Below are 23,608 nucleotides of genomic sequence, written 5' to 3'. Positions count from 1 at the left end.
GTTCATTAACATTATAGTTTTTTATGTATATTTAGTCAAGTACTACCAATACTATACTTGGAAATAGTGTTTAAATTTAATACTTTTTATAAAATAAAGATAAAGAGCTAAGCTCTAAATTGAACTCAACTCTCCAATATATTTTAAATTACCCTTTTAGACAGTTTATGTGTAAATAGATATAAATCCCATTTTTTCATTTATTTCTCATATTATACTGGACTCTTGCTTAATTTAACTCAATAACGATATCATCTAAGAAAAATTCTCTATCTTCCTTTGTCTGTGCTGGTTCCAATATAGTCTCATTCCCATTCTCATCAATGGAAACTCCGCCTGCATTAGTAGAACAGTGTACTTCCGGTGTAACAATCAATTTCGTTGTTCTTTCATCTAGCATTCCAAAAGTCATACTCCAATTCATAACACCTGTATGGATATCCCCTTGCCCTCCATTGCATTGCCCTTCGTAGACATTACCCAAATCATCCTTCACTACTAGTTCAGTGGTTACACTATCCCACTCGTTTCTATACTCTTCAGGTACTTGTTGAGTATAATCCACAATAAATGACATTGGTGTTTTATTTATCTTATTAATGGTTACGGTGAAACCATCTTTCGCCGTCCTCTGATTAATCACTTTACTACTGCGCTTTACGGCCTCTAACTGGAATGTAAAAACCCATTTCCCTTTAATCTTTTCCTCCCTGTCCGGTTCAGCTACCATAATATCTTCAATCTTCAACTTACATCTTACTTGATCTAATTCTCTTGAAACACTATAGTTTGCCTGCCCAATATAGATTCCTTCTTCTACTTTTTCTACCTGTTCGCTCCCTGTGAGTCCACCTGTATAATTTGCGATATCCAAAGAAGGTCCTAGACCGATTAGGGGATGCGTCCCTAGATCTTTATCGGTATTAATCTCATAAGTATAGGTTATGGTCTTACCATCAAAGATCGCATCCTTAACAGTTATCTGAATACCGTTACTCTCTTTACTGATATTAATCTCGTTGGCATTTTCTTTATATAAATCATACATACCAGTACGGCCATCATCCAAGAACCGAAATATATCTCCTATAATTGGAATTTCTGCGGCATATGCTGGATTAGTGATCCCTATATAAGCAGTACTCCCTACTACTAACCCAACTACAGCAGCTGCAATTATTCTCTTCCCGCTCCACCCTTTATTCTTTCTTATTAATTGCTTTAATCGTTTTTTCACACTTGCTCTTTCTAACTCTGTTACTTCTACGTCTTTTTCTATTTCTCTCATTTCCGCCTCATCTACCTCAACTTCTTCTAATAATTGATAAATATTCTTCATCTATATCTCCCTCCATCTACTCGCTGATGCCTGTTGATTCAGTTTTTTCTTTCCTCGGAAAACTCTATTGTCTACCGCTGTTCTGGTCAGCCCTAGTTGATTGGCGATTACATCTGATTTAATCCCTAAAAAATATTTCATAGTAAATATCTTTCGATCAATTGGCTGTAATGCATTAATGAGTGCTACTAATTCCTTCTTATCTTCATTCAACACAACTTGATCTTCTGTTGATTTAGCCTGTATTAAAGAATCATCCTCCAGGGAAACTTCTTCTCGCTTAACTAACTTTCTATAGTAATCAATAGCTTGATACTTAGCTATTTTATAAAGCCATTTTTTAAACTCTTCTTCATTCCCCTCAAATTGATGGCCATGATCCCATATAGCAAGAAATACGTCATTGATACATTCTTCGATACCTCCTTCTCTATCTATTGGACCTAAAATTTTGTGCACCGTTCCTTTTACCAGTCCTAAGTATTTATCTACTATAAACTCTAATCCGTCTTCCTTTTTCTTTTTTAACCGCTTAATATAAAATTGTTCATCACACGTCATCAATTCTTTTCCTCCTAAATATTCCAATAAAGGCCCTTATACTATATATAACGAAAGAAAGTGAATTTTCTCTCATTTTTTTAATAAATTTTTATTTCTACTTATTACTGCAAAAAGAAGCACCCCATATTCCCAATTACAGGATTAGGGGTACATTATGTTAAATAATCTAAAATTAGTATACATATGTCATGGGACGGTTTTCATTGGAACGCATTTCCTCTTGTTAACAGCAAGAACCGTCCCCACTGTCCTAATTATTTGCGTCATAGGTAAATACCAATGAACGTTCTGCAGGTTCCGTCACGGAACTAAGCAAAGCGTCCGTATACTGTAGTGTTGTTACGTTATTATTCCTATCTTCGATCCTCACCAGTCTCCCATCTGCATCATAGACGTATCTTAATTGGTTCTTGAATATAAGTGTATAGGTACCATCGGTGTTGCATGTTAATTTCTCATTGCAGCCGGCCTGCGCTATATAGCTTCCATTATTAGGCGCAAAGCAGGAACTATGTTCGTCACCATACATGACTCCAATAGAATGATCATGATTAAAAGTCAGATAGGAATTATACTGATGCTGCCATCCTTTGCCTAATGAACCTGAATTCCTTCCACATGAATTATATGTACGTGTAAATTCCAATGGTACGGATTTTGTGGGTATATGAATATCTTTACTTTCACTCAAGAAGTTCCCATTTACAATATTGACAGGTTCTCCAACCGATTCACACCAATCCTCTTCCACCAGACTGATAAGAGCATTATAGTCTTCTTGCAAAGATACCTTAAGCGTAATATTGCTGGCAACATAATCTACACTGCCTCTTTCTTTTATTTTTATGTAATATTCTCCCGGTGCTACTTTAAAGCTTGTCTTTCCGGTTGAACGAAACCAGTTACTATACAGTTTATTTAATGACGCATCGTAAATCTCGTAATCTATATATCCGCTGTTATTTGTGATTTCACTGAATATGCTGCTTGTATGATCTACACTGATTTTGAACCAATCTTCATCACTACTATCATTTATAGATGTGATCACCTCCTGCCCCGGCACAAGCTCAATCAAGTCTTCTGCATCACTTGATGCTGCCAAACTGCATATGGGTATGCATAATATAGCAAACAGTGTAATAATACAAATTAACCAAAACTTATATAGCCTTTTATTTGTTAAATCCATTCCCTGTCCACCTTTCTAAGCCTCCCCCTTCTCTTTATAAATGATCTCCTTCTATGCCAAAACACATATCAACTGGAACGTTTCTCATTGGAATACATTTTCTCTTGTTAACAACAGAAACTATCCCCTGTCACATGTATAGGGCGATTTGAGGATATTGCCTATTTAATTCCGCTATCACTGCCCCTCTAAATACTTTAAGCAACTTATTGCCTTTATAAGAAATATTTGCTACAGTCAAATATTTATCATATTCTTTAGAAAGTTCATGCAATCTCTCTTTGTAAATTTCACTCTTTACAACCCTTTTTATAAACTGATTTCTTTGTCTGTCTGCAATCACACCTGTTTTACTTATCAAACTTCTAACCTCATGTAATACTTCCGATAGCAGAATATATGGGTTTAAATGAAGTGCATTTAATAGATAGTAGGTATTATTATAATTTCTATTCACAATGAGAAATCTCTTCTCTTCCAATTCCTTTATATTATTTTGTACCGTTGTATGGCTCATTCCGCAATTCAAGGCTATATCCTCTATGGGAGGATAACAATAATGCTCATCGCCCATGTATCCAATTAAATCCAAAAGAATAATTTTTGCTGTACTTCCTAGGTTAATGCACCTTGATATTTTGTGCGGTATGGGTGTATAAAGTGTATGGGTTTCTATAAACTCCTTATTTTCTGCCAGTTCCTTCATATACTCCCATCCTTGTTGTCTCGAAATCTCTTTCCTTCTTTCCATAGCCTTGCCTCCTTTATAAATATAATAGCGTCAAATTGACCCCCTGTTTTTCTTTGAAAACCTTTTATTTTCAAGGGTTACAAATTTTCTTAATAAAAATAACAATGCCCCTCGGATTTATCAAGGGGCTGGAGTTATTGATAACTTATGCTTTTAACACAACTACTTTGGCAATCCCTGTTAATCTTTCCAATTTGTCTTACAGGTAAACATAATTTAATCTGTTGCGCTACCTAATATTTTTAGCATATCGGTCTCCTAATGTCTTTCCCATGTAATTCATGATTACCAAATACCGCCGCGCACCTTGTAACTGTTATAGAACGCCGGATCCGCAGGATAGGTAACCGTCGTAACAAGTTCTCCGGTACCGTTATCTTCTACTTGAACCGTTACTTGGATGATTTTCGTATCGTAGGTCATATATTTAATTGGGGATTCCGGAATGACCTCCCGGATAGTGTAAGTATGAGTGCCCGGAGCTGTATAAGTTAAATTGAAAGAAACCGTTCCATCGGCTTGATTGGTTTTCGTTTCGGTGTATCCCGTGCCCTCATCTTTTAGTTCAAACGGAAATGCCCCGGCAGTTAATTGCATACCAGTCAGAACCTTTTTCAGCTCAATGGTTGCATTCAACGGCGAATAAACATATTGATTACGGAAGGTCGCGTCCGGTGTATACCGGACGATTGCAGCCAAAACACCATTTTCATCCGTGACAGTTATTTGGGCAGTGATAGTTTTTAAATCATATACGATATTGGGATTAGCCGGTATCGGTACGGATTCCCGTATCGTATATGTATAAACGCCAGCCTTGGTAAAAGTAAGCGGCGAAAATTTGATATTGCCCGATGCGGTGTTGGACACCGTCTCCACAGATACGCCGGAGCTTTCAAGCAAACGGAAATCAAACATCCCTGTGGTCAGTGTCCGTCCTGTCAGTTCCTTGTTTGCCTCCAAAGCTACTGAAACCGGCTGCGGTGTGTATGTGTTGGCAAATACTGCTTCAGAGGGGTACTTCACTTCCGCTGCCAAATCATCATTGGACCTCGTTACAACTACCGTTACCTGGATGGATTTCGTGTCATAGGTCATTCCAGGCTGAGGGGTGGTAGGAATCACTTCCTTGATTTTATAAGTATATGTGCCTGGCTTGCTCAAGCCAAGTGAATCGAAGGTAATAAACCCATCAGCGTCATTGGTAACTGTCCCTATTGCAACATCGCCATGCTCAGTTACTCTTATCAGTTCAAAAGAGAACATTCCTTCCTCCAAATCCTTGCCGGTCAGTTTTTTTCTTACCTGAATTTGAAACGGAACGGCGTCAGGTTCCACAACCTGTACCACCGGTTTATCATAGGCCTTTTCCGCAGAACCGCTTCCACCGAAAGAATAGCTCAAGGCAGCAGAAGTATTGGAATAAAATCCCGGCTGTCCGGAGCTGGTGGTATTCCCTGTGTAATCCGTATCTGCGTCGCCAACATCCGGATAGCTTTGATTTAAGTCGTAATAATCAAGCGCTTCATCACTGCTTCGCACATTAAACGACACCGTGTACCTGCTGTCCGGCGTGGTTGCCTTCAACAACCGTACGGCAAGATCGTTTGTTCCGGTACTGACAGAATAATCGATCCCTGCAGCCAAAGTGACAGGTTCACCGCCCCCGGTGGCCCGTGTTACCTTCAATCCCCCGGTATAAGAAACATACTGGGAGAGTTCATCCGAGATTGTAACATCGTAGAGGGAATTACCCATCTTAGACATAAAACGGTCCAATGTATTTGACACTTGCTCTGCACTGGAAGCCTGAACCATATATTTTTCTTTTCCGACGTTGACTATTTGCGTAATTGTTTGCAGTGTGGAAGCACTTCCTGAGTTATTTCCTATAAAGACTGAATAAAATCTGTCAACATTGCTGATCTGGCGCGCAGCATCACAAGCATAGATCAAACCGGCATATGTGTTAGTCGTTGAGGATACGGCGGCCGGCGCGGCAAATGTCGGTTCTCCGTCTGTAATAAAGATAATAACCTTTTCCCGGTTTTCCGTGTCGCTGCCGCTCATGGTATTGACTTCGGACATTGCATCCCGCAACGACTGGTAGTAGTTCGTCGAGCCGTTAGCCGTTAGCCCCTGAACACTACTGATAAGTTGATTACGATTTGTGCTATTGGAGATTACAATTTGCGAGTTGTTTGCAAACTTAATAATAGAAATACGGTTATATGAATTTTGGGTTAAATTGTTAATTGCATTGATCATCGTGGACTTCAATACGGATATCCTTGATTGGTCCGATCCCAAATCATATGACATAGAACCGCTCACGTCCAGAACAAAGATAATATCCGCTTTGTTATCTTCCGCAGCCTGTTGTGTCGTAACATCAAGGTACAACCGGTAATCGTTTTTGCCGTTAACTGTTGTATCCGGATTCGGAACTTCATCGCCCAGATAGTCTATTTTCTTACTGTAACCGAGCTCAGGATCCGGATCCGAACTTACACTGTCAATATCCGGATTATACTTGAAATGAAGTGTTACGCTAGCCGCTCTTTTGCTGCTATCGATGATTTGAACCCAGTTCAAGGGTTCAGTCGAATAAGGATTGGAGGCACTTCCGGTCGGACTGTACGTATATGCTTTTAGGTTGTCCGCCTCCGCATATTCCACAGCGCAAAGGCTTAAATGCCGATCCGTATATTCATTGGTCTCAAACCAAAAGCTGTCGCATGTTGCATTAGAATAATTGCTGTAATGAATCGTCGTTGTCTGATTATTTACAATGTTAAATACTTTTCTGCTGGTCGCGGTAGGTCTGTTCGCATATGTGGATGAATATTCCATCTTATATATCCGAACAGCCGAATATTTTGATGAGAGGTTGTTGCATCCCGTAGGATATTCATCGGCATTATCGATCACTGTTGTAACGGTTAAATCCATACTTTCGCCAAGTGCAAATGCCGAAGGAGCAAACACTGCAGCATAAGCAATAAACAAGACGAAACCAACAATGAAGTTCCTCAAGTATTTGTTCATCAAATTCATCTCCTTTTCCGGGTGTGAAAGTCAATAATGCGTCTAATTTACCGAACCGCTTTCAACCTGGTTATCCAATCAAGCATATCGTCTTCTAAAATACCGCCTGAGCCGGAAAACGCAAGGTCCAGTTTTTCAACGCAAATTGCTCTTTTATCTTTTGATATTCGCTGAAACAAGGAAGGGTACATGCGGTCGGGAGTATCTAAAAATGCCTGTGCAGCCGCCAGATTGGCATCCGAAATTATCACATGATTTGTTGCCGGGATTCTTCCTGCTTGATTGCAGAGGAGTTCTTGTCCTTCCAAAGAAAGTAAATAGTGGATAAACCCTTTCGCGTCGGAAACGACTTTCGAACTTTTTGAGATCCCCAGCATCATATCGGCTTTAAATACGCCCGTATAAGTGCGACTTGAACCCGGCATCAAAAAAAATCCGGAATCAAAATCGCTGCTAAGTTCCTGCAACTTCCGGATGTCATTGGAATCGCCGGGAATCATCGCACATGCTCCTTTTGCAAACTGCTCCAGCAGCATCTGATGCCCTTGCACGCTTTCCTCTTTTTTCACTATTAAGTCCGACATCGTCAACTCAAAAGCAAGGCCAACTGCATCATAAAATCCGGAATCCAGCTCTGTGTTTTTATCAAAAAATTCCCCATTAGACATCAAGCCGGTATCACAGGCACCATTTGCCAAAATTCCCTCGATAAGATCCACAGTATCCAAAAAGCCGTTTTCATCCCTGTACATGGCAAGCGGTATGATGCCGTTTTGTTGCAGAATTAAGCAATTTACCACAAGATCGGAAATCGTCTGTGGCAGCACCAATCCGCATTTTTCAAAGAACATTTTATTGTAAAAAACAACAGGGACACTGCCTGTCACCGGAACCGCCCGAACATGACCGTCTCTGGTTCCGATTTGCAATAGAGAACTGTTGTAGCCCTCCGGCAACACATTGGATTTATTCAGATCTAAAAGCCTGCCACTGCCGATAAAAGCCTCAAAGTCTTCATCCGCAGGTACTGCAAATACATCCGCTATGTTTTGATCCGAAAGGCCTTGCAGCCAGGTATCCGTATATTCTTCCGGCGGAATGACCTGAACCTCAATTGTCAGTCCGGCATGCTCCTTCATATATTCTCCGGCCAATGTTTCATAAATCTCCCGATTTTCCACATCCCGGTGACTGAACACCAAGGTTCGTTCTTTTTCTGTATTAAAGCTAGACAAAAAAGGAATACTGCAACCGGTTAGAATACCGGCCAGCAAATAAATACATAAAGCTAAACTGACGTATCGTTTGTGCATTATTTATCACCTCGAAAACTTTATTAGTATCACAGCACACATCACCAATCCGCAGGAATATCATGGTTGTCATATACATATCCACCGCCGAATTGACTTGTATAGGAGCCGTTGTAGCTTGAAACTGCAATGGGAGAATACCAGATCATGTCCTTCAAGCTCTCTCCGTAGGTTTCACCCCCATCCAGTGAAACTGTAACAGTGGTCGTCGTCAGCCCGAATATCCTTGCAAATGTATAAGCGTATTCCTTACTGAGTTCCGTACGAATACGGTAATATCTATAATTGGATTCCGGCGTTTCTTCATAAAAATATACCTTTACAGTACCGTTAAAATTGTTGTCCGTCATTGTATCATAGATGATCTGATAGCTGGTAAGCCCGGGATTTTCGGCATACCGGATGGTATCCTGATAGGTGAACCGGTCTTCCCGGATCAGTTGGCATAGACTTTGCATGGAATTTCGATGCAAACAAATCATGCCGATATCCAGGGATAAGCCAATGAAAAAAATGAGCACTACAAGCGTCCCTGCAAATAAAATAATGATATTCCCGTTTTCTTGTTTGAAAAAACGCAGAATTTTATGTCTCATGGTATTCTCACCTCCATATCTTAAATTATTCAGATCTGTGCTGTGTCCTCACAACCCGTGTACACGTCAGTTCTTTTTCAACAGTAATGTCATTTCCGAGAAATAAACTTCCGATGGGTGTGAGTGGCTGGATGACATATGAAAAATCAGCGGTTAAATCCATATATCGCGTTCGGCTGATTGCCTGAACCGGGTTTCCGGGAGTTCTTCCCGGAACATTATAGCTATCCGCTTGATTGTACAGTACGGCATTAGCATCGGCAATGGTCACATTTCCCCCAATAATCCCCAAAGAGCTCCTGCTGAGTACATCAAACAGAACATCCGAAACTACCGCACCTGCATAAACGGCTGTGGAAGGAACTTCCTCCAGTGCATCCGTATCTCCCAGATCAGCTGCCGATACCGACCAACTGGAGTGCATATATCCGTATTCAAACGAAATCCTCTGATAGGAAACCCAACCGAAGTCAATAATGAAAAATGTAATGAGTATATACATCCATAAGGTCAGAGCAAACTCTACCAATGCCTGACCGGAATCATTTTGTTTGTTCAAACCGATTAATTTAAGCATCTCCCGCCTCCTTATCAACTTTTGCATAGTCACGGCGTATATCCTCCCGCATAAACATTCCGCGTGTAGGCAGGCGTTTGCACGTCAAAAGTACTGCCTAAGAACAGTACTCCCCAATAAGTTATGGGAGATAGTTCGTAGGAAAATTGCACTTGAACCTCCATGCATTGGTAGCTGGCGGGCCGGTCTTCGAATTGATCCCAATAATGGGACGGATCAGGATTAGCCTTTGCGCTCGAATATACATAATAGGTGTAGTTTTCGTCTTCAAGGCTCCCCATATTGAAGGAAATTTGAACCCTGCTGCTATCCAAACGGTCGCCATAATAGTCGTTTATCGTTTGCATGATTTCATTGACAGCATTGCCGGAGGAAACAGAAGCATAATTCAACCGGCTGATACTTTCACTTGCAGCACTGCTTAAAATCATTTTTGTATTGACGTAACGGAAAAAATCTACAGGAAGTGTCAGCAATAAAACCAAAATAGGAAGAATGATTGCAAACTCCACAAGTGATTGCCCGGTTTCGGCCTTTCGCCAATTCTGCAATGTTCTTTTCACCGCGCGTCCCTCCTGACATGAAATAATTACGGTATTTTATTCATTGAATACTGTTGTGCTGCTTATAAAACATCAGCAGTTTTAATGTTATTTTCAACGAAGGTGTTCTCCCGGCCCATCTTACGGAAAAGTTCCTTAGCTTTTTGGTAAGCATCTCTGCTCATATCCAAACCGGAATTCATAGACTCCTCCGCTTTGCAGCCATGGATGCTATCATCCGGAATGTCTCTTTGGGCACTGTCAAAACGCACGAGACCTCTCTTTTGCTGCTTCAGTGCTTGCTCCAATTCTGCATTTTTCGCTTCCAGCTCTTCTATCTTTGCTAACAGACAATCCTGCTGCTCCATTAATTCAATATTCCTCATCTCAAGAGCATTTCGTTCGCTGACAGCAGCTTTCAGCGCATCGCGTTCCTGGAGACTGCGTGTCACATAACGATCGATTCCGTTCGACTGCGCATCCATATGCGCCATCATCTGATCCAGCGTTTCACGTAAAGAGGAAATAATTTTTTTTGCTTTTTCATTTTCCTGCCGAATCAGGATATTTTCTTTTTCCAGCTGCTTATAATGCTCCAAAAGCAAATCTTTTTCGGAAATAGCCTTTTCCTGACGTTTCATGTTTTCCATAGATTGAGAGTAGTGCCGGTACAGCCCCTCGATTTCCTTTTTCAAATCATCGCTTTTCCATTGACATTCCTCCTGTTCACGCCCGAAAGCGTCCATTGTCCTTTCCTTCGCTGCTATAAGTTCGCCTATTCCTTCCTCTTTCTGTCGGACAGATTGCCGGTCATTCTGCAATTGTTGACCAAGTGTACTGTTCTTTTGTATATCTATCTTCAATTGGGCTCGTGCTTCTGTTAGATGTTGTTTTTCCTGTTCCAGCTGGGCATGAGCATCTGCTAAATACTGTTTTTCCTGTTCCAGCTGTATTTGCTTCTCATCCAAATGCTGCTTTCTTTGATCAAACTGCTGGTTGGTCTTCTCCATTTGTTGTAAAAGCGCTTGGTATTTCGCCATGATTTCATCATTTTGCCTCTTAAGCTCAGCAATTTCTTTTTCAGAGGACACACGTGAAGAATTGTTAAGTGATTTTTCCAGTTGATCGGTTCTTGCTTTTAGCTCGTCGTAATCCCGCTTATACTTGGCAACTGTCTCGTTCAATTGCACAATTTCCTGTTCCTTCTGTTCCAGCAGCTCCTCATACTTTTTCTTTTGCTCGGTAACCTGCCGGTAATCAGACAGCATCGCTTTTAAGCGTTCATTCTCTTCGCGGTAAAACTGTTTCTCCTTATCACTGATACATTGAGTTTCATCGCGGTACTGCTGACCTATGATTTGATTCCGTGCTTCCGCCAGACTCTCTTCCGCTGCTTTCAGTTGGCTCCGCAAAACGGAACATTCCTGAGAAACACTGGCTTTCTCGGCAGCCAAATCCTGAACCTGCCGTTCCAGCTGCGTTTTAATCTGCTGCAAGTTATTCCTCATTTCTAAAACGAAATTCTCAACACTTTTTTTGGAATACCCGCCTACAACCGAACTCTGAAGCTTGGAGTCCAGTTCAGACTGCAGATTTTTTTCCAAAAGAACGCTAAAATCCGTACTTTCCTCGTTGACGCCTATACTGCCGGCGCTTAGCATAGGGTTATAGTCAATTATGTAAGCATTTTGATTTCCGCTCATCGTAACACCCTTTCCATGTATAGGATACGGGGCTTTTGCCCGTGCTATATCGCTAATACAGCTAACTTCTAAAATGATATGAATTACAGCATTTATAAAACACTCCGGTTCATATCTTGGTTACAAGGATCATCTCGGCCAACAAGCTCCTCCAGACCTATCCTTACAATAAACCTCATACCGGTTTCAAGCTGTGCGGCAACGCCTGCCGAAGTTTCTAAAATCATTTTAGCTCCCTTTACATGTTTCCCGACACGCCAAGGAATAACGGTTTCTTTTCCTAAGACTGTAAAGCCGTCATCCAGATAAACGGCATCAATGGGAAAACGCATAAAACAGGTATGGATACCGGAACATGGAAATAACAAAATCCCCTGCCCGGGCGGGAGGACAGATCTGAACATCAGTCCTTTCAACCGCTTGGCAAAGGTATTCATCCATTCAGCTTTTACTTGAAATCGTCCGCTGTTTTCGTACATATGCATATACATCTCTTCAAATACCTCCCAACGCTTCTATAATGGAAGGAACCGTAGGTCCCAGCAGGATGATAAACATCACCGGAAAAATAAACAGCACCAGAGGAATCAACATTTTGACAGACAGCTTCTGTGCCTTTTCTTCCACGTTTTGTTTGTGCGCTTCCCGGATGACGGACGCCTGTATCTGCAATATGTTCTGCATGGAAGAACCTATTTCGTCAGCTTGAAGCACAGCACTGACAAAAGTCCGGAGCTCCAGATTGCCGCATCTGTCTGCCAGCCGCTCCAGCGCTTCTTTTCTGGAACGTCCCAAAGAAATTTCACGTTGCGCCGTATCCAATTCACGAATCAACGCACCCTCACTTTTTTTAACCACATAGGACAATGCCTGATCAAAACCCAAGCCGGCGGAAACGCTGACGCTTAATAAGTCCAAGGTATCCGGCAGTTGATGATAGATTTCATTTTGACGCCGGGTAATTTTACTTTTCAACTGAAACCGGCTCATTACCAGTCCTGTGCAAATGCCAAAAAAGCCGAACAGAACAGATTTCGAAATGCTTTGGCCAACAACCCATCCGTATAGGGCAAACACCATCACACAGGCAGTGGTAAAAAGAAGTACCGCAGCACTGTAATTCCTGGCACTCATTCGGATTTCGGCCAGCGTAAGCTGCTGCGTCAGCTTGTCCTGAGCAGCGCTGTTCTGCGGTATAAACATAGAAAACAAATTTACCAGACGGTTTAGAGCCGGTTTCAACATACGCTCACTAAACGGTGTGTTTAGTTCGTTATCTTCCATATCCTGATAATTTAGTTCACAAGTATGCTGCAGCCGCTGTTCCAAGACAATCTTTTTTGAAAACAAGAGGCTCAGGCACATATGCACCATGCAATAGAAGAAAACCCCGCAGCTTAATGCGAACATATATTTCATTTCAATCCCTCCTTTCGAACAGCTTCGTGTCAAATCTAACATTCCTATTCTTCTATAGATAAAAAACTTTGAAGTTTTATATAAAAGCTAAAATTTTATATCAACGATTTTATGGATTACAAAAAAACCGATACATTCCATTACGATACTGATAACCAACATCATGTGACCATATGTGGTGGTGAAAAACGGCTGCACATAAGCAGGGTTAAGTACGGAAAGGATCATCAGCAGCGCAATGGGAAGGAATCCGATAATTTGACCCGATATGCGTCCCTGCGCCGTTAACGTTTTAACCGACCGCTTGATTGACAGCCGCTCCCGGATAGTCTGTGAAATGGTATCAAGAATTTCCGCAAGATTTCCCCCAACCTGCTGCTGAACCACAACGGATGTGGTCAAAAGCTTCATATCCCCGCTGTTCATTCGTACTGCAACCTTGGTAAGCGCTATCTCGATGTCGCCGCCAAGCTGAAGTTCACGGCCAACAGACCGAAACTCCGATCCGATAGGATCCGCCAAATCCTTTGTAACATTATCTAAGGCCTGCGGGAACGAAAAACCTGCCCGCAGGCCGTTTGAAATCACCATCAGGGCATCTCCCAACTGTCGTTCAAACAGGATCCGGCGTTTATTGATTGCCATCTTCAGATAAAGAGGCATTGCAAATGTTCCAACCAAAATCAAAACAATAGCCCGGAGCAGGCTTGGTGAAACAGTAAAGCTTAGCGCAGCAGGTCCGAAAATGATCAGTATCCAAAGCAGCACAAATTCTTCCGGGTGCATCTTAATGCCCGAGAGGAGAATATCATTCTTCATACTCTGTGAAATATGAAGAAATCCAAGCCGCGGATGCCCCTTCTGCCGAGGTTCCCGGCTTTGCTTTTCAGACGCAAACTTATCCCGCTTGATTTCATGAAGACGCTCTTCAACGCGCAACGTATTTTTGTTGATACTCACAAAAACCATCTGAACCACGCAGTATGTAAAAACGGTAATTGAAACCAGAAACAGCCATTGCATAATGTTCACCATCCTTTCTGCAGGAACCATTCATCTTTGCAAAGCACCCCGTTATTCCGTATTTTTTCAACCACTTTAGGATGGATGCCGGTTGGCACAAACTGGCCTGCCACTTTTCCCATACTATCCACGCCATTAGGCTTGAACACAAAAATGTCCTGCATGGTAACGGTATCACCTTCCATTCCAATGATTTCCGAGACATTGACGATCTTTCTGCTTCCGTCCCGGAATCTGGACTGATGCACGACCAAATCAATGGCAGAAGAGATCTGTTCCCGAATCGCCTTGGCCGGCAGTTCCATCCCGGACATCATCACCATCGTCTCCATACGGGACACCACATCCCTGGGAGAATTGGCATGCACAGTGGTAAGGGAACCTTCATGGCCGGTATTCATTGCCTGCAGCATGTCCAGCGTTTCACCTGAACGGACCTCGCCGACGATGATCCGGTCCGGCCTCATTCGAAGCGCATTACGCACCAGATCACGGATAGAAACCACACCTTTGCCTTCAATATTGCTCGGACGCCCTTCCAATGTTACTACATGATTTTGTTTCAACTGAAGTTCAGCAGCATCTTCTATCGTTACAATCCGTTCCTGATCCGAAATATATCCGGACAAAACATTTAAAAGCGTGGTTTTGCCCGATCCGGTCCCCCCCGATACCACAGTATTGCAGCGGCCTTTTACACACGCCTCTAAGAAACTGGCCATCTGAGGCGAAAGCGTATTATACCCGATCAAATCTTCGATCTTCAGTGGAACAGCGGAAAATTTTCGAATCGTAATGGTAGGCCCTTTTAAGGCAATGGGCGGAATCACCGCATTAACACGGGAACCGTCAGCTAAACGAGCATCCACCATAGGGTTGGATTCATCACAACGACGTCCCACCGAGGACACGATGCGGTTAATAACATTCAGAACATGAGCATTATCCCTGAACCGTGAACCCGTTAGCTCCAGCTTTCCTGAGCGTTCAATGTAAATCTGATTAGGTGCGTTTACCATAATTTCCGAAACACTACTATCCCTCAAAAATACTTCAAGCGGCCCCAACCCCATGACGTCATCGTAGATTTCCTGTGCAATTTTGGATTCTTCCAATCTTGTCAATGTTTGCTCCTGACGCCCAATCAATTGACGGATAATCTCCATCATATCGACCGAAGAATCTTCGCCGGACCTGTTTTCCGCAAATCTGGTGTTATACTCGGTAACCACTTCTCTATGGACGGCTTCCTTGAGCGATTGGTACTTATCCGTACGGGGACCTATGTCACTATAATTCTCGCTGCCCGTCTTCTGAGAAGGCGTACCGGTATCTTTCACCTGTCCCAATCGTGAAACCCAATTCATGCTTTATTCTCTCCCCTTTTTGCCGCCGAATATCCACTTTTTCTGCTTTTCACCGTTGCCGAATGCCGGCGATACATCTATTTTATCCGTAATATCGGAAATCGCTTTGCTTATTTTGCTTTTAGGGTATTCCAAAACTACGGGATTTCCTTGGTTTGCAGCGGCTACGGCCGCTTTTTCCTCACTGGGAATGCTATGCCAGACCGGAAAGGACAATACACGCGAAACGTCGCCGTCCTTGATGGCCCCGTCACCATCCCTGCCAATAATCAGCTTGATCTTTTCCTGATCCGAAAGCGCATGAACCACCGCAAGCCCTTTTTTTGCGTTCCGGAGCGCCGGTATATCTTTAGCCGTTACAAATAGAACCGTAGACGCGCAGTCGATGCAGGCAGCGGTGATATCATTGAACCCGGAGAAAACATCCACGATCACATAGTCATAATAGACCCGGAGGGCAGCGATAATTCTTTCCGCCTGCATGGGGGAAATCGCATCCGCGTATTCCGGACTATGGGGCGATGGAAGAAAATTGACGCCTGAAATATGCAAAGACAGAAACTGCCGTATCATATCTACGTTCGGATTGCTCTGCTCCTGTATCAGTTCCAGAATTGTGTTCTTTGCGTCCACCCCGAATAACGCACCCACATCTCCAAACTGAAAATTGTAATCGAGGACAACCACTTTATTCTTTTTCTGGGCCAATTTTACGGCCATATTGACAGCCAGCGTTGACTTCCCGGCACCGTCCTTGGCTCCGAAAACGAGAATAACCTTCGATTTATTGGAAGCTGTTCTCGTGTTCTCCAAGGCCAGAAAGCGATTGGCCTCATTATTGTATATCCCTTTTAATTCGGAAATCAAAGTAAGGGGCTCCATTCCGCAAGGAAGTATATAATGCACTCCCGTCTGCATGATTTTCTGAATCAATGCTGCATCATCTATTTCTGAAATAACAACCGGAACAGACTTCGGCCTGAGAAGATAAATCTGCTGGCAGGAACGCAGTGCCATAGGCGAGGTATCAGAAATAAGAATCAGATCCGGTGAAGTCCGGTTGATTTCATCCAATACACTATTTTCGTCTGTCACCGTTCCCACAACTGCCATATCCTCGTCTTGCAAATTCATCTGCAGCTGTGCACAATTCTGCTGTGCACCTAAAAGCAAAATCTTTATTTTCATTGATATCCTCCTCTTGTCGAGTTGTGCCGTCGGTTACTTGGAATACCGCTCCAGCACAGACCCGCGGGCTTCATTGACCGTGCTGTCATCCTCGTGCGAACGAAGGGCGAGACGAATTTTTCCATCATTATCTTTTAAGAGGGCAATTTTCGCCGCTTCGGCCGGGGTTACCTCCAGTGTAACACTGCCATATTGCCGGTCTTTGCCGACAGTGTTTCTGTCAAAATAAAAAGTGTCATCCAACGCCACAACCTTAATATTTTGAAGCATAATCGCCGAAAAATATTGTCCTATATTCTCATTGATAACCTGTGCATTGGCAGGCTCTTCTTCACCACACACTCTAGACAAAATCATCCCTGCCGTGGCCGGCAAACCATTTATTTCGCCGGCTTGGATTTGAGCAGTAAAGATCACATCTACATAATTTCCTACCTTCAGGTTATTAGCCACACCTTGTTCGATACTTACTTCAATAGCAACCGCACGCTTACCCTTTTCCAAACGCGTTGCTAGGCCGAGTGCCGGATCATCCGCTTTTACGACCCGGTTTGTGGTAAGAACTTCGTTTGAAAAAACATCAGAGATGCAGACGCTTCCTACCACATCGTTGACTGACGTATAATAATCCGTCAAGCCTTCGTCGGCGGCAATATGTTTGATTGTGAGCATTTTGCTTGTCAGCGTAGTATATGGTGCAATATCCTGCGTTGCTGCGACAACGGAAATCTGCTTTCCTTTTGTGACACTCATATTTTCGTTCCCCTTCGAGGAAAGGAAAAGATATCCGCAGATAAACATCATAAGTGCGGAAAGCAACGCGATAATCCGAATTTTTTTCAATGCTTCTACCTCCCCTGCTGGGTTATGATTTTAATAAACCTATCTATCGATAAAAGTCTTTCAACTCGCATTTTTAATGAAAACGTATAAAATATTTATAAACTAGTTTAAGGGTGGTATCATAGATGGACTCTGTGATATCCACCCTTGATTTATAAGCAACAACCATGGCCAGCGGCTGTTATGTAAAAATACCGCTTGCCAAACTTAAAGCAGTATCGTCCGGAATGTCCTTATGGAGTAATAGCACCATCTAGAGTATCGCTGATCTTTTCAAAGATATCGTTTAGAGAAGTTTTCATTGTACCCAGAATCGTAATGAGCCCGATAGCGACCAATGCAACAACTAGGCCGTATTCCACCATACCTTGTCCACTTTCTTCAGAAACAAACTGATTCCATAATTTACCCATTTCTTATTACCTCCTTAAAATAAAATAATTTTTTCATAAAATAATGCTGGCCTTTGGTTGGTTACTTCATTAAAATAGAATATGAAAAAGTGTCTGTTACAACACAGAATTCACTTTTGTTAAGATATATTGGTATATTTCAATGACCTTATTGGCCACTCCATCGAAAGAAACTGCAGCAGCTATCACAATCAGTCCCATTATCAGTGCATATTCCACCATAGCCTGTCCGTCCTCGGAGCGTGATAGGTGTTTGTTTATTTGAGAAATCACATTCATCACCGCCTTTGTGTATTACAATGGCATATATGGCACAAAGAGTGCAATCAGAAAACCCGCCATGATATGTCCGCACATGGGGAATGTACTTTTAGGAGTTAACAAACCGATCTGAAGGCCTGCCAGGCAGTATCCGCCTATCGCAACAGCCATGCCTCCAAGAAAATAGTAGACACCGGGATATCCGGCGGTGATTGCAATCGCCATGGCAAGTTTTAAATCTCCTGCTCCTACTCCGGTACTTTTCGTAAAAATTTTGGTAATAACGGCTGTTCCTCCAAAAACCGCGATAACAAATGCCAGAGCGCCCAACGAACCTAACAGGGAATGAGCACCGCTAGCAATGATACGATAAATTACACCTAATACCATCACAGAAAGCACCATTTCATTGGGGATAATTCTAACCTGGTTGTCAACCACCGCGGCGGTGAGAGCAATTACAATAAAGATGTCCATCAACACGGCTTCCATTAAAGGCATTTGCCGACCGGCCAGCACAAACAGGCTTGCGCTTAGAAGTACAATAATGTGCTTGTGCCACTTCGGCATATAAAATGCCGGGGCATCTTGATGCCGTTTTATGCATTTATACCGGATCATTTTCTTTGCAAGGTCAGGAATCATAAAACCTATAGCAAGTCCAACACATAGAAAAGTTCCTATTTTTATCAGTTCCATTCTATTCTCCTTCCTTTCAAGGGTGATTAACGGATATCGGGTGTTTAACACATTGTTTTCATGGGTATAAATTACTTATAACCCGGATTATACTAGCCGTTTTTGTTTTTTTGAACTCTCCCGGTTTTTATTAATTTAAAAAAGCACGGATCTGAAGTTGCATATCAAAATCTTCTTTTGGTCATAATAAACATGAAAATCTTATTATGATATACTTAAATGTGTCGTGGTTTACTCAAAACCGTGACACATATGGAAAAAAAATATGCCTGTAAGACCTACAGACATTAAACGACGGCTTCATTGACGGTGCATATTTCGATGACTTCATGTGATAAATACATGGAATTCATTTTCTGAATAGCAATCTTTTTTTGTTCCAGCATCGAATGAGCATAGATATTTAGCGTGATGCCAACGCTTGAGTGACCTAATATTTCACTTAGGGTTTTGATGTCTATACCAAGTTCCAGTGCACGGGTTGCAAAGGTATGCCGGATGACATGAAATTTCCGTTCATTTACGTTTGCACTTTTAAGTATTTTTTTGTACAACCTCTGAATTGTCCTTGGTTCTACTGGTTTGTCGGTGGACGAAAAAACATAATCGGTCTCGCGCCTGTCGTCAGATGCGATATTTTTGATTAAAGCGGTCATAAAAGCCGGTATAGGAATTTTCCTGCAAGAGCTTCTACTTTTTGGTGTTCCTGTTACCATGATGGTCTTATGCCCTTGCGGATCATGATTCTTTACACGTGCTGTTGTGGCCGTAATGGACATAATCCCGGACTCCAGATCGATGTTCTCCCAGCGCAGAGCACAAAGTTCTCCAAGCCGTATACCGGTATAAAAGCAAAGAAGGATACCATATGTACGGAAATCATTAGAAGATAATATGGCCTGTTCAATCCGTATTTGTTCTTTTGAAGCAAAGACTTCTACAGTGCTATTCTCCATTTTTGGAAACTGTAAATCATTGATTGTTGAAATCGATATCCCAATTTCCTTTATGATCGCTCTCACCGCCGTTTTAAATATGCTTATTATTTTTCTTCGGTAAGAAACGGAAAGCTGTTGATTAATCGCTACAGCCTGAACAAATTTTCTAACCCGGCACTCCGAAAGTTGATCTTCACCTGACTGAAAAAAAGGAATTACATATTTATAAATGCAGTAATAATAGCTGTCATAAGTAGAGCGCCGTATGCACCCGGAGAATTGATTTTTCAACCAGTTTTGGAACAAAGCTGTTGCATTGGTTTTCGCAATTGTTGAATTCTGTGCAGCCACCTCATGATTGGTTGTATTTTTCTTTTTCTCCCGTACTTCACGATAGCTCTTACCATATAAATAAATGTACTTTCCATCCGGCTTTAATATTCGTCCTTCCCAACGCCCGTCTTTGCGCTTATAAATGTTTTCACCACGTTTGCTCATACCTTCACCTCGTTGTTAATTTGACGCCACATTTGACGGCGCTTATGATTATATCAAGATCCCGAAGATACCCAGGGATTTTGAAAATCACAAAAATCGACAAAAATAAGTTTTTTTTACCTTTTTTACACTCTTTGATACTTGCATTTCATCAAAATATGCTATATAATAACTACAATGTATTACACAATGTTACATAATAATTACAGAATATAGGATATATTTGGTTGTTTCGGTGTCACGGTTTTGAGTAAACCACGACATATTAAATCATTCCAAATTACGCGCTGGCATCATATGGATAGTATGTGAGTTGATTGAGTAGCAAAAGTCGAGAAAAATTATTCTCGACTTTTTTGCTCTCATAGAGCCGTACAAACGAGCCACGTATAAGGGCTCCTGGCAAGCCGTGTTTTTTATTTAACGGACATTGTACGGTTGAAGCTTAGCATGGATTTTCACATTAAAGTCTTGATACCGTGCTTAAAAGATAAAAAAACCTGTCGCTAAAAGGGCAGGTTCAAAAAAATTCTCTCTGCGGTAGCCAGGCTGTCATAGTGCTTGAAAACACCTTAGACCCTATAGCTTTGCGTCTCTGTCTTTTAACAGATTTGCCCTTAGCGCTGATTATTCAATTGTTATTTTCAATAACTTAACAATAACTTAACAATAACTGTTTTTATAAAACAGCTAAGAATAATATAGTATATTTTGTATTATTATGGTTATCGCTTCATTGTATAATTCGATATAATTGCTCAAAATCCTTTTTTATTTTTATTTTTTTAATATAGCCGTATTGTGAATGAATATATTATAAAATAACACCTTATATTTAATCTAAAATATCATCCGCAATATGATACTTCGGATCTTCTATTATATTAACTTCAACAATTTGTTTTGAGTTATTGATGAGTTGATAACATTCAGGGCTCAGATGTCTTAAATGTAGCGTTTTATCTAATTTTCTATATTTTTCAGCTATTGTGTTGATAGCTTCAATTGCCGAATGATCATAAATTCTGGCATACTTAAAATCAATAATGACTTCTCACTGCAAAGCTTTGCTCTCTTTGAACAGCGGTTTTTAAAACATAAATAATATTATATAATTTATATATCACTGGGTCACAGTTCAGCGAATCCACTGCAGATAAAGCATTATACAAGGATAAAGAAAAGAAAAATATGGTTATCAGTCTATAAAATATTAAAGGTTCATCAGACTTATAACCATATTTTTATGTTAGCACTATTTTGCATTCATCAGTTGATTACTTATTATCAAACTTTTTTTCCATTGCTTCAAAAAAGCTCTTTAAATTTTCCGGCAGCTGATATTTTGATTCATCATCTACATTACTGACTAAACGTGCTTTCGCGTCACCATAGATTTCTCGAAGTATAGCATCAATAATCATTGCCTTTGGCGGAACCGTATATTCCTTTCCCTCATATACCCATACCCGGCAATCCACTTCATCACCGCATAAATCTCCACAGGATTCACATTGTGACTCTTTCACTTCTAATTGTATATCTCTTCCATTTACTCTGATAGTTGGTGAACTTATAAACTCATATTGCACAGCCTTTTCTGCACTATTAATATGAATTTTATTTAGAATTACCTTTACACCTGTTAATTCCAGTACCTTTATCACTTCCGCAATAGCTTCTTCAAGAGTATTACTCGTTCCCTGGCATCTTGTGCAGACATCCAAATCCAAGTAAAGAAAATCAATCATCAGGGTTCTTTTTTCTGCTTTTTGATTTTGCTCTGTCCCCCTACAACACGCTGTATTACATCCACAGCTATTATTTTCCGTTTGACAACAATCCATATAAAAACCTCCATCTATAAATATTCTTTCACCTTGCTAGACGGAGGTCTTCAGAAAAAGACGCAAAAAACTTGAATTTCCCTAACAATATTTACAGTCATTTTCTCTATGCTTATAATCAATAATATGTCCATACACATCGCATTGGATTAGGCAGCATTCTAAAAACATTTCCTTTAACATAGCCCTTCCCCGCTGTACTCTTGACTTAGCCCCCGATATGGACAGTCCAAGTTTTACAGCTAGTTCTTTCTGTGTTAACTCACCTAATTCTGTTAGTAATATAGCCTGCTTATATTTTTCCGGCAACCTATCTATCATGGGCTTTAGGCAAGTAATCAGTTCACTGGACAATTCAATTTGATTAGCATCCGTATTTTCATCCGGTATATCAGGCAGTTGCTCCGCCTGCTTCTTATTCCTATAATAATCTATAATTGTATTTCTTGTTATTTGATATATCCATGCATATATTTGGGCAGTATCTTTTATTTCAGTAATATGAGCGTTTATTTTCAAAAACACTTCTTGTAAAATATCTTCTGCATCATAACTATTGGATACTCGTTTAGAAATATATTTTTTCAAGTTTGCGCTCAAATCTTCCCAAATGATATTATAATCTTCGATGACATTAGTACCGGAAGCACAGGGGAAGCACAGGGACGGTCCAGAAGCACAGGGACGGTCCTATTGCTTCTAATTACACTTTAAAGACTACACTGGGAGAAATCCCTAGTATTCTTGCAATTTGTCTATGTGTTGCTCCTTCTATGGCTTTTGCAGCTCTTATAATTTTATCTCTTTCCGGTTTGCTCATATTATGTATACTGTCAGCATTTCCATCTATTATCTTCATAATTTCTCTTAAAACTTCATTATCTGTTTTTCGTTTTGACTCATTAATATCAAGACATACCGCATTATCACTTTCTTGCATATATTCCTTAAATAAAGATATCGCTGTATCTTTATCATTCGAAAAGGTTCCCAGTATAAATGCAGTATCACTTAAACCTGTTGGATATTCTAACATGCCATAATAACTTCTACAACTATTCCAACGCCATTCTTCAGATTTTTTGATTAAGTTAGCTTTGACCGGATTATTATGTATATACCTAATAACCGTTAACAAATATGCATCGTCCTCCACACATTCACTTTTATACCTGCCTTGAAATACATGCCCTACCCGGTGATATTTCCAATTGTACCACCGTGCATAACCTGTCCCAATACACTTCATTGCCAAAGATAACCCTTCCTCACCTTCTTTTATTAGAAGGTGTACATGATTACTCATTAAACAATATCCGTAAATTTCTAATTCTTTTTCTTTCTTTACACGGTGTACCGTTTCCAAGTACCTTAGATAATCTTCCTCATCATAGAAAATATCCTGTTGATTGATTCCCCTAACCATTACGTGATAAACACCACTTTGGCTTCTTTCCCTTGTTTCTCTCGACATATAATAAGCCCTC

Annotated in this window: 23 protein-coding genes and 1 riboswitch; all 23 genes read right to left on the bottom strand. The window is 41.0% G+C overall.

The window, feature by feature from the left end; all coding sequences use genetic code 11:
* Positions 1 to 229 precede the first annotated feature (229 nt).
* Entirely contained in the window at positions 230 to 1,339 is a 1,110-nt protein-coding gene (locus QKW49_RS19390) for a DUF4179 domain-containing protein (protein WP_282864287.1), read from the bottom strand.
* Complete coding sequence (locus QKW49_RS19385; RefSeq protein ID WP_282868188.1) at positions 1,340 to 1,900, bottom strand: sigma-70 family RNA polymerase sigma factor; 561 nt, start codon at positions 1,898 to 1,900, stop codon at positions 1,340 to 1,342.
* Positions 1,901 to 2,153: 253 nt separating this feature from the next.
* Positions 2,154 to 3,095 (bottom strand): RHS repeat domain-containing protein, encoded by a 942-nt coding sequence (locus tag QKW49_RS19380; protein ID WP_282864286.1) that lies wholly within the window; start codon positions 3,093 to 3,095, stop codon positions 2,154 to 2,156.
* A gap of 130 nt (positions 3,096 to 3,225) precedes the next feature.
* Entirely contained in the window at positions 3,226 to 3,846 is a 621-nt protein-coding gene (locus QKW49_RS19375; protein WP_282864285.1) for a helix-turn-helix domain-containing protein, read from the bottom strand.
* A gap of 285 nt (positions 3,847 to 4,131) precedes the next feature.
* The gene (locus tag QKW49_RS19370; RefSeq protein ID WP_282864284.1) at positions 4,132 to 6,894 is read right to left on the bottom strand and encodes an FctA domain-containing protein; all 2,763 of its coding nucleotides are present in this window, start codon (positions 6,892 to 6,894) and stop codon (positions 4,132 to 4,134) included.
* A gap of 47 nt (positions 6,895 to 6,941) precedes the next feature.
* Entirely contained in the window at positions 6,942 to 8,207 is a 1,266-nt protein-coding gene (locus QKW49_RS19365) for an ABC transporter substrate-binding protein (protein ID WP_282864283.1), read from the bottom strand.
* Positions 8,208 to 8,248: 41 nt separating this feature from the next.
* Positions 8,249 to 8,803, bottom strand: a complete 555-nt coding sequence (locus QKW49_RS19360) for a Tad domain-containing protein (protein WP_282864282.1) — start codon at positions 8,801 to 8,803, stop codon at positions 8,249 to 8,251.
* 25 nt (positions 8,804 to 8,828) lie between these two features.
* The gene (locus QKW49_RS19355; RefSeq protein ID WP_282864281.1) at positions 8,829 to 9,380 is read right to left on the bottom strand and encodes a TadE family protein; all 552 of its coding nucleotides are present in this window, start codon (positions 9,378 to 9,380) and stop codon (positions 8,829 to 8,831) included.
* A 29-nt stretch (positions 9,381 to 9,409) separates the two neighbouring features.
* The gene (locus QKW49_RS19350) at positions 9,410 to 9,931 is read right to left on the bottom strand and encodes a TadE/TadG family type IV pilus assembly protein (protein ID WP_282864280.1); all 522 of its coding nucleotides are present in this window, start codon (positions 9,929 to 9,931) and stop codon (positions 9,410 to 9,412) included.
* Between the two features lie 74 nt (positions 9,932 to 10,005).
* Complete coding sequence (locus QKW49_RS19345) at positions 10,006 to 11,625, bottom strand: hypothetical protein (protein WP_282864279.1); 1,620 nt, start codon at positions 11,623 to 11,625, stop codon at positions 10,006 to 10,008.
* Positions 11,626 to 11,717: 92 nt separating this feature from the next.
* Positions 11,718 to 12,116 carry a DUF192 domain-containing protein gene (locus QKW49_RS19340; RefSeq protein WP_282864278.1) on the bottom strand — a complete coding sequence of 133 codons (399 nt, stop codon included), beginning with the start codon at positions 12,114 to 12,116 and terminating at the stop codon, positions 11,718 to 11,720.
* A 4-nt stretch (positions 12,117 to 12,120) separates the two neighbouring features.
* Entirely contained in the window at positions 12,121 to 13,044 is a 924-nt protein-coding gene (locus QKW49_RS19335; protein ID WP_282864277.1) for a type II secretion system F family protein, read from the bottom strand.
* An 87-nt stretch (positions 13,045 to 13,131) separates the two neighbouring features.
* Positions 13,132 to 13,830 carry a type II secretion system F family protein gene (locus QKW49_RS19330; protein ID WP_282864276.1) on the bottom strand — a complete coding sequence of 233 codons (699 nt, stop codon included), beginning with the start codon at positions 13,828 to 13,830 and terminating at the stop codon, positions 13,132 to 13,134.
* Positions 13,831 to 14,072: 242 nt separating this feature from the next.
* Positions 14,073 to 15,434, bottom strand: a complete 1,362-nt coding sequence (locus tag QKW49_RS19325) for a CpaF family protein (RefSeq protein WP_282864275.1) — start codon at positions 15,432 to 15,434, stop codon at positions 14,073 to 14,075.
* Positions 15,435 to 15,437: 3 nt separating this feature from the next.
* Positions 15,438 to 16,622, bottom strand: a complete 1,185-nt coding sequence (locus QKW49_RS19320; protein WP_282864274.1) for a P-loop NTPase — start codon at positions 16,620 to 16,622, stop codon at positions 15,438 to 15,440.
* Between the two features lie 33 nt (positions 16,623 to 16,655).
* On the bottom strand, positions 16,656 to 17,441 hold the full coding sequence (gene cpaB / locus QKW49_RS19315; RefSeq protein ID WP_282864273.1) for a Flp pilus assembly protein CpaB: 786 nt from the start codon (positions 17,439 to 17,441) through the stop codon (positions 16,656 to 16,658).
* 257 nt (positions 17,442 to 17,698) lie between these two features.
* The gene (locus tag QKW49_RS19310) at positions 17,699 to 17,878 is read right to left on the bottom strand and encodes a Flp family type IVb pilin (protein ID WP_282864272.1); all 180 of its coding nucleotides are present in this window, start codon (positions 17,876 to 17,878) and stop codon (positions 17,699 to 17,701) included.
* Between the two features lie 96 nt (positions 17,879 to 17,974).
* Complete coding sequence (locus QKW49_RS19305; RefSeq protein ID WP_282864271.1) at positions 17,975 to 18,151, bottom strand: hypothetical protein; 177 nt, start codon at positions 18,149 to 18,151, stop codon at positions 17,975 to 17,977.
* A 21-nt stretch (positions 18,152 to 18,172) separates the two neighbouring features.
* Positions 18,173 to 18,838, bottom strand: a complete 666-nt coding sequence (locus QKW49_RS19300) for an A24 family peptidase (RefSeq protein ID WP_282864270.1) — start codon at positions 18,836 to 18,838, stop codon at positions 18,173 to 18,175.
* 287 nt (positions 18,839 to 19,125) lie between these two features.
* Positions 19,126 to 20,274 (bottom strand): site-specific integrase, encoded by a 1,149-nt coding sequence (locus tag QKW49_RS19295; protein ID WP_282864269.1) that lies wholly within the window; start codon positions 20,272 to 20,274, stop codon positions 19,126 to 19,128.
* A 536-nt stretch (positions 20,275 to 20,810) separates the two neighbouring features.
* Positions 20,811 to 20,900, bottom strand: a riboswitch (cyclic di-GMP riboswitch).
* A gap of 651 nt (positions 20,901 to 21,551) precedes the next feature.
* On the bottom strand, positions 21,552 to 22,121 hold the full coding sequence (locus QKW49_RS19290; protein WP_282864268.1) for a DUF2703 domain-containing protein: 570 nt from the start codon (positions 22,119 to 22,121) through the stop codon (positions 21,552 to 21,554).
* An 81-nt stretch (positions 22,122 to 22,202) separates the two neighbouring features.
* Complete coding sequence (gene sigZ / locus QKW49_RS19285) at positions 22,203 to 22,733, bottom strand: RNA polymerase sigma factor SigZ (protein WP_282868187.1); 531 nt, start codon at positions 22,731 to 22,733, stop codon at positions 22,203 to 22,205.
* Between the two features lie 91 nt (positions 22,734 to 22,824).
* Positions 22,825 to 23,595, bottom strand: coding sequence for a transposase (locus tag QKW49_RS19280; RefSeq protein WP_282864267.1), 771 nt, complete (start codon positions 23,593 to 23,595; stop codon positions 22,825 to 22,827).
* Positions 23,596 to 23,608: the final 13 nt, after the last annotated feature.

It is taken from the genome of Petroclostridium sp. X23 (genome assembly GCF_030013905.1).
GTDB lineage: Bacteria > Bacillota > Clostridia > SK-Y3 > SK-Y3 > X23.
The sequence above is the reverse complement of the archived record's forward strand: the minus strand, read 5'-3'. Positions and strand labels throughout refer to the sequence as shown.

Coding starts and splice junctions, on each gene's coding strand:
- QKW49_RS19390 (WP_282864287.1), bottom strand. CDS start 1,339: ATGAAGAATATTTATCAATTATTAGAAGAAGTTGAGGTAGATGAGGCG.
- QKW49_RS19385 (WP_282868188.1), bottom strand. CDS start 1,900: ATGACGTGTGATGAACAATTTTATATTAAGCGGTTAAAAAAGAAAAAG.
- QKW49_RS19280 (WP_282864267.1), bottom strand. CDS start 23,595: ATGTCGAGAGAAACAAGGGAAAGAAGCCAAAGTGGTGTTTATCACGTA.
- QKW49_RS19300 (WP_282864270.1), bottom strand. CDS start 18,838: ATGGAACTGATAAAAATAGGAACTTTTCTATGTGTTGGACTTGCTATA.
- QKW49_RS19375 (WP_282864285.1), bottom strand. CDS start 3,846: ATGGAAAGAAGGAAAGAGATTTCGAGACAACAAGGATGGGAGTATATG.
- QKW49_RS19340 (WP_282864278.1), bottom strand. CDS start 12,116: ATGTATATGCATATGTACGAAAACAGCGGACGATTTCAAGTAAAAGCT.
- QKW49_RS19325 (WP_282864275.1), bottom strand. CDS start 15,434: ATGAATTGGGTTTCACGATTGGGACAGGTGAAAGATACCGGTACGCCT.
- QKW49_RS19310 (WP_282864272.1), bottom strand. CDS start 17,878: ATGGGTAAATTATGGAATCAGTTTGTTTCTGAAGAAAGTGGACAAGGT.
- QKW49_RS19330 (WP_282864276.1), bottom strand. CDS start 13,830: ATGCACCCGGAAGAATTTGTGCTGCTTTGGATACTGATCATTTTCGGA.
- QKW49_RS19320 (WP_282864274.1), bottom strand. CDS start 16,622: ATGAAAATAAAGATTTTGCTTTTAGGTGCACAGCAGAATTGTGCACAG.
- QKW49_RS19355 (WP_282864281.1), bottom strand. CDS start 9,380: ATGCTTAAATTAATCGGTTTGAACAAACAAAATGATTCCGGTCAGGCA.
- QKW49_RS19295 (WP_282864269.1), bottom strand. CDS start 20,274: ATGAGCAAACGTGGTGAAAACATTTATAAGCGCAAAGACGGGCGTTGG.
- QKW49_RS19345 (WP_282864279.1), bottom strand. CDS start 11,625: ATGAGCGGAAATCAAAATGCTTACATAATTGACTATAACCCTATGCTA.
- QKW49_RS19360 (WP_282864282.1), bottom strand. CDS start 8,803: ATGAGACATAAAATTCTGCGTTTTTTCAAACAAGAAAACGGGAATATC.
- QKW49_RS19290 (WP_282864268.1), bottom strand. CDS start 22,121: ATGGATTGTTGTCAAACGGAAAATAATAGCTGTGGATGTAATACAGCG.
- QKW49_RS19335 (WP_282864277.1), bottom strand. CDS start 13,044: ATGAAATATATGTTCGCATTAAGCTGCGGGGTTTTCTTCTATTGCATG.
- QKW49_RS19370 (WP_282864284.1), bottom strand. CDS start 6,894: ATGAACAAATACTTGAGGAACTTCATTGTTGGTTTCGTCTTGTTTATT.
- QKW49_RS19380 (WP_282864286.1), bottom strand. CDS start 3,095: ATGGATTTAACAAATAAAAGGCTATATAAGTTTTGGTTAATTTGTATT.
- QKW49_RS19365 (WP_282864283.1), bottom strand. CDS start 8,207: ATGCACAAACGATACGTCAGTTTAGCTTTATGTATTTATTTGCTGGCC.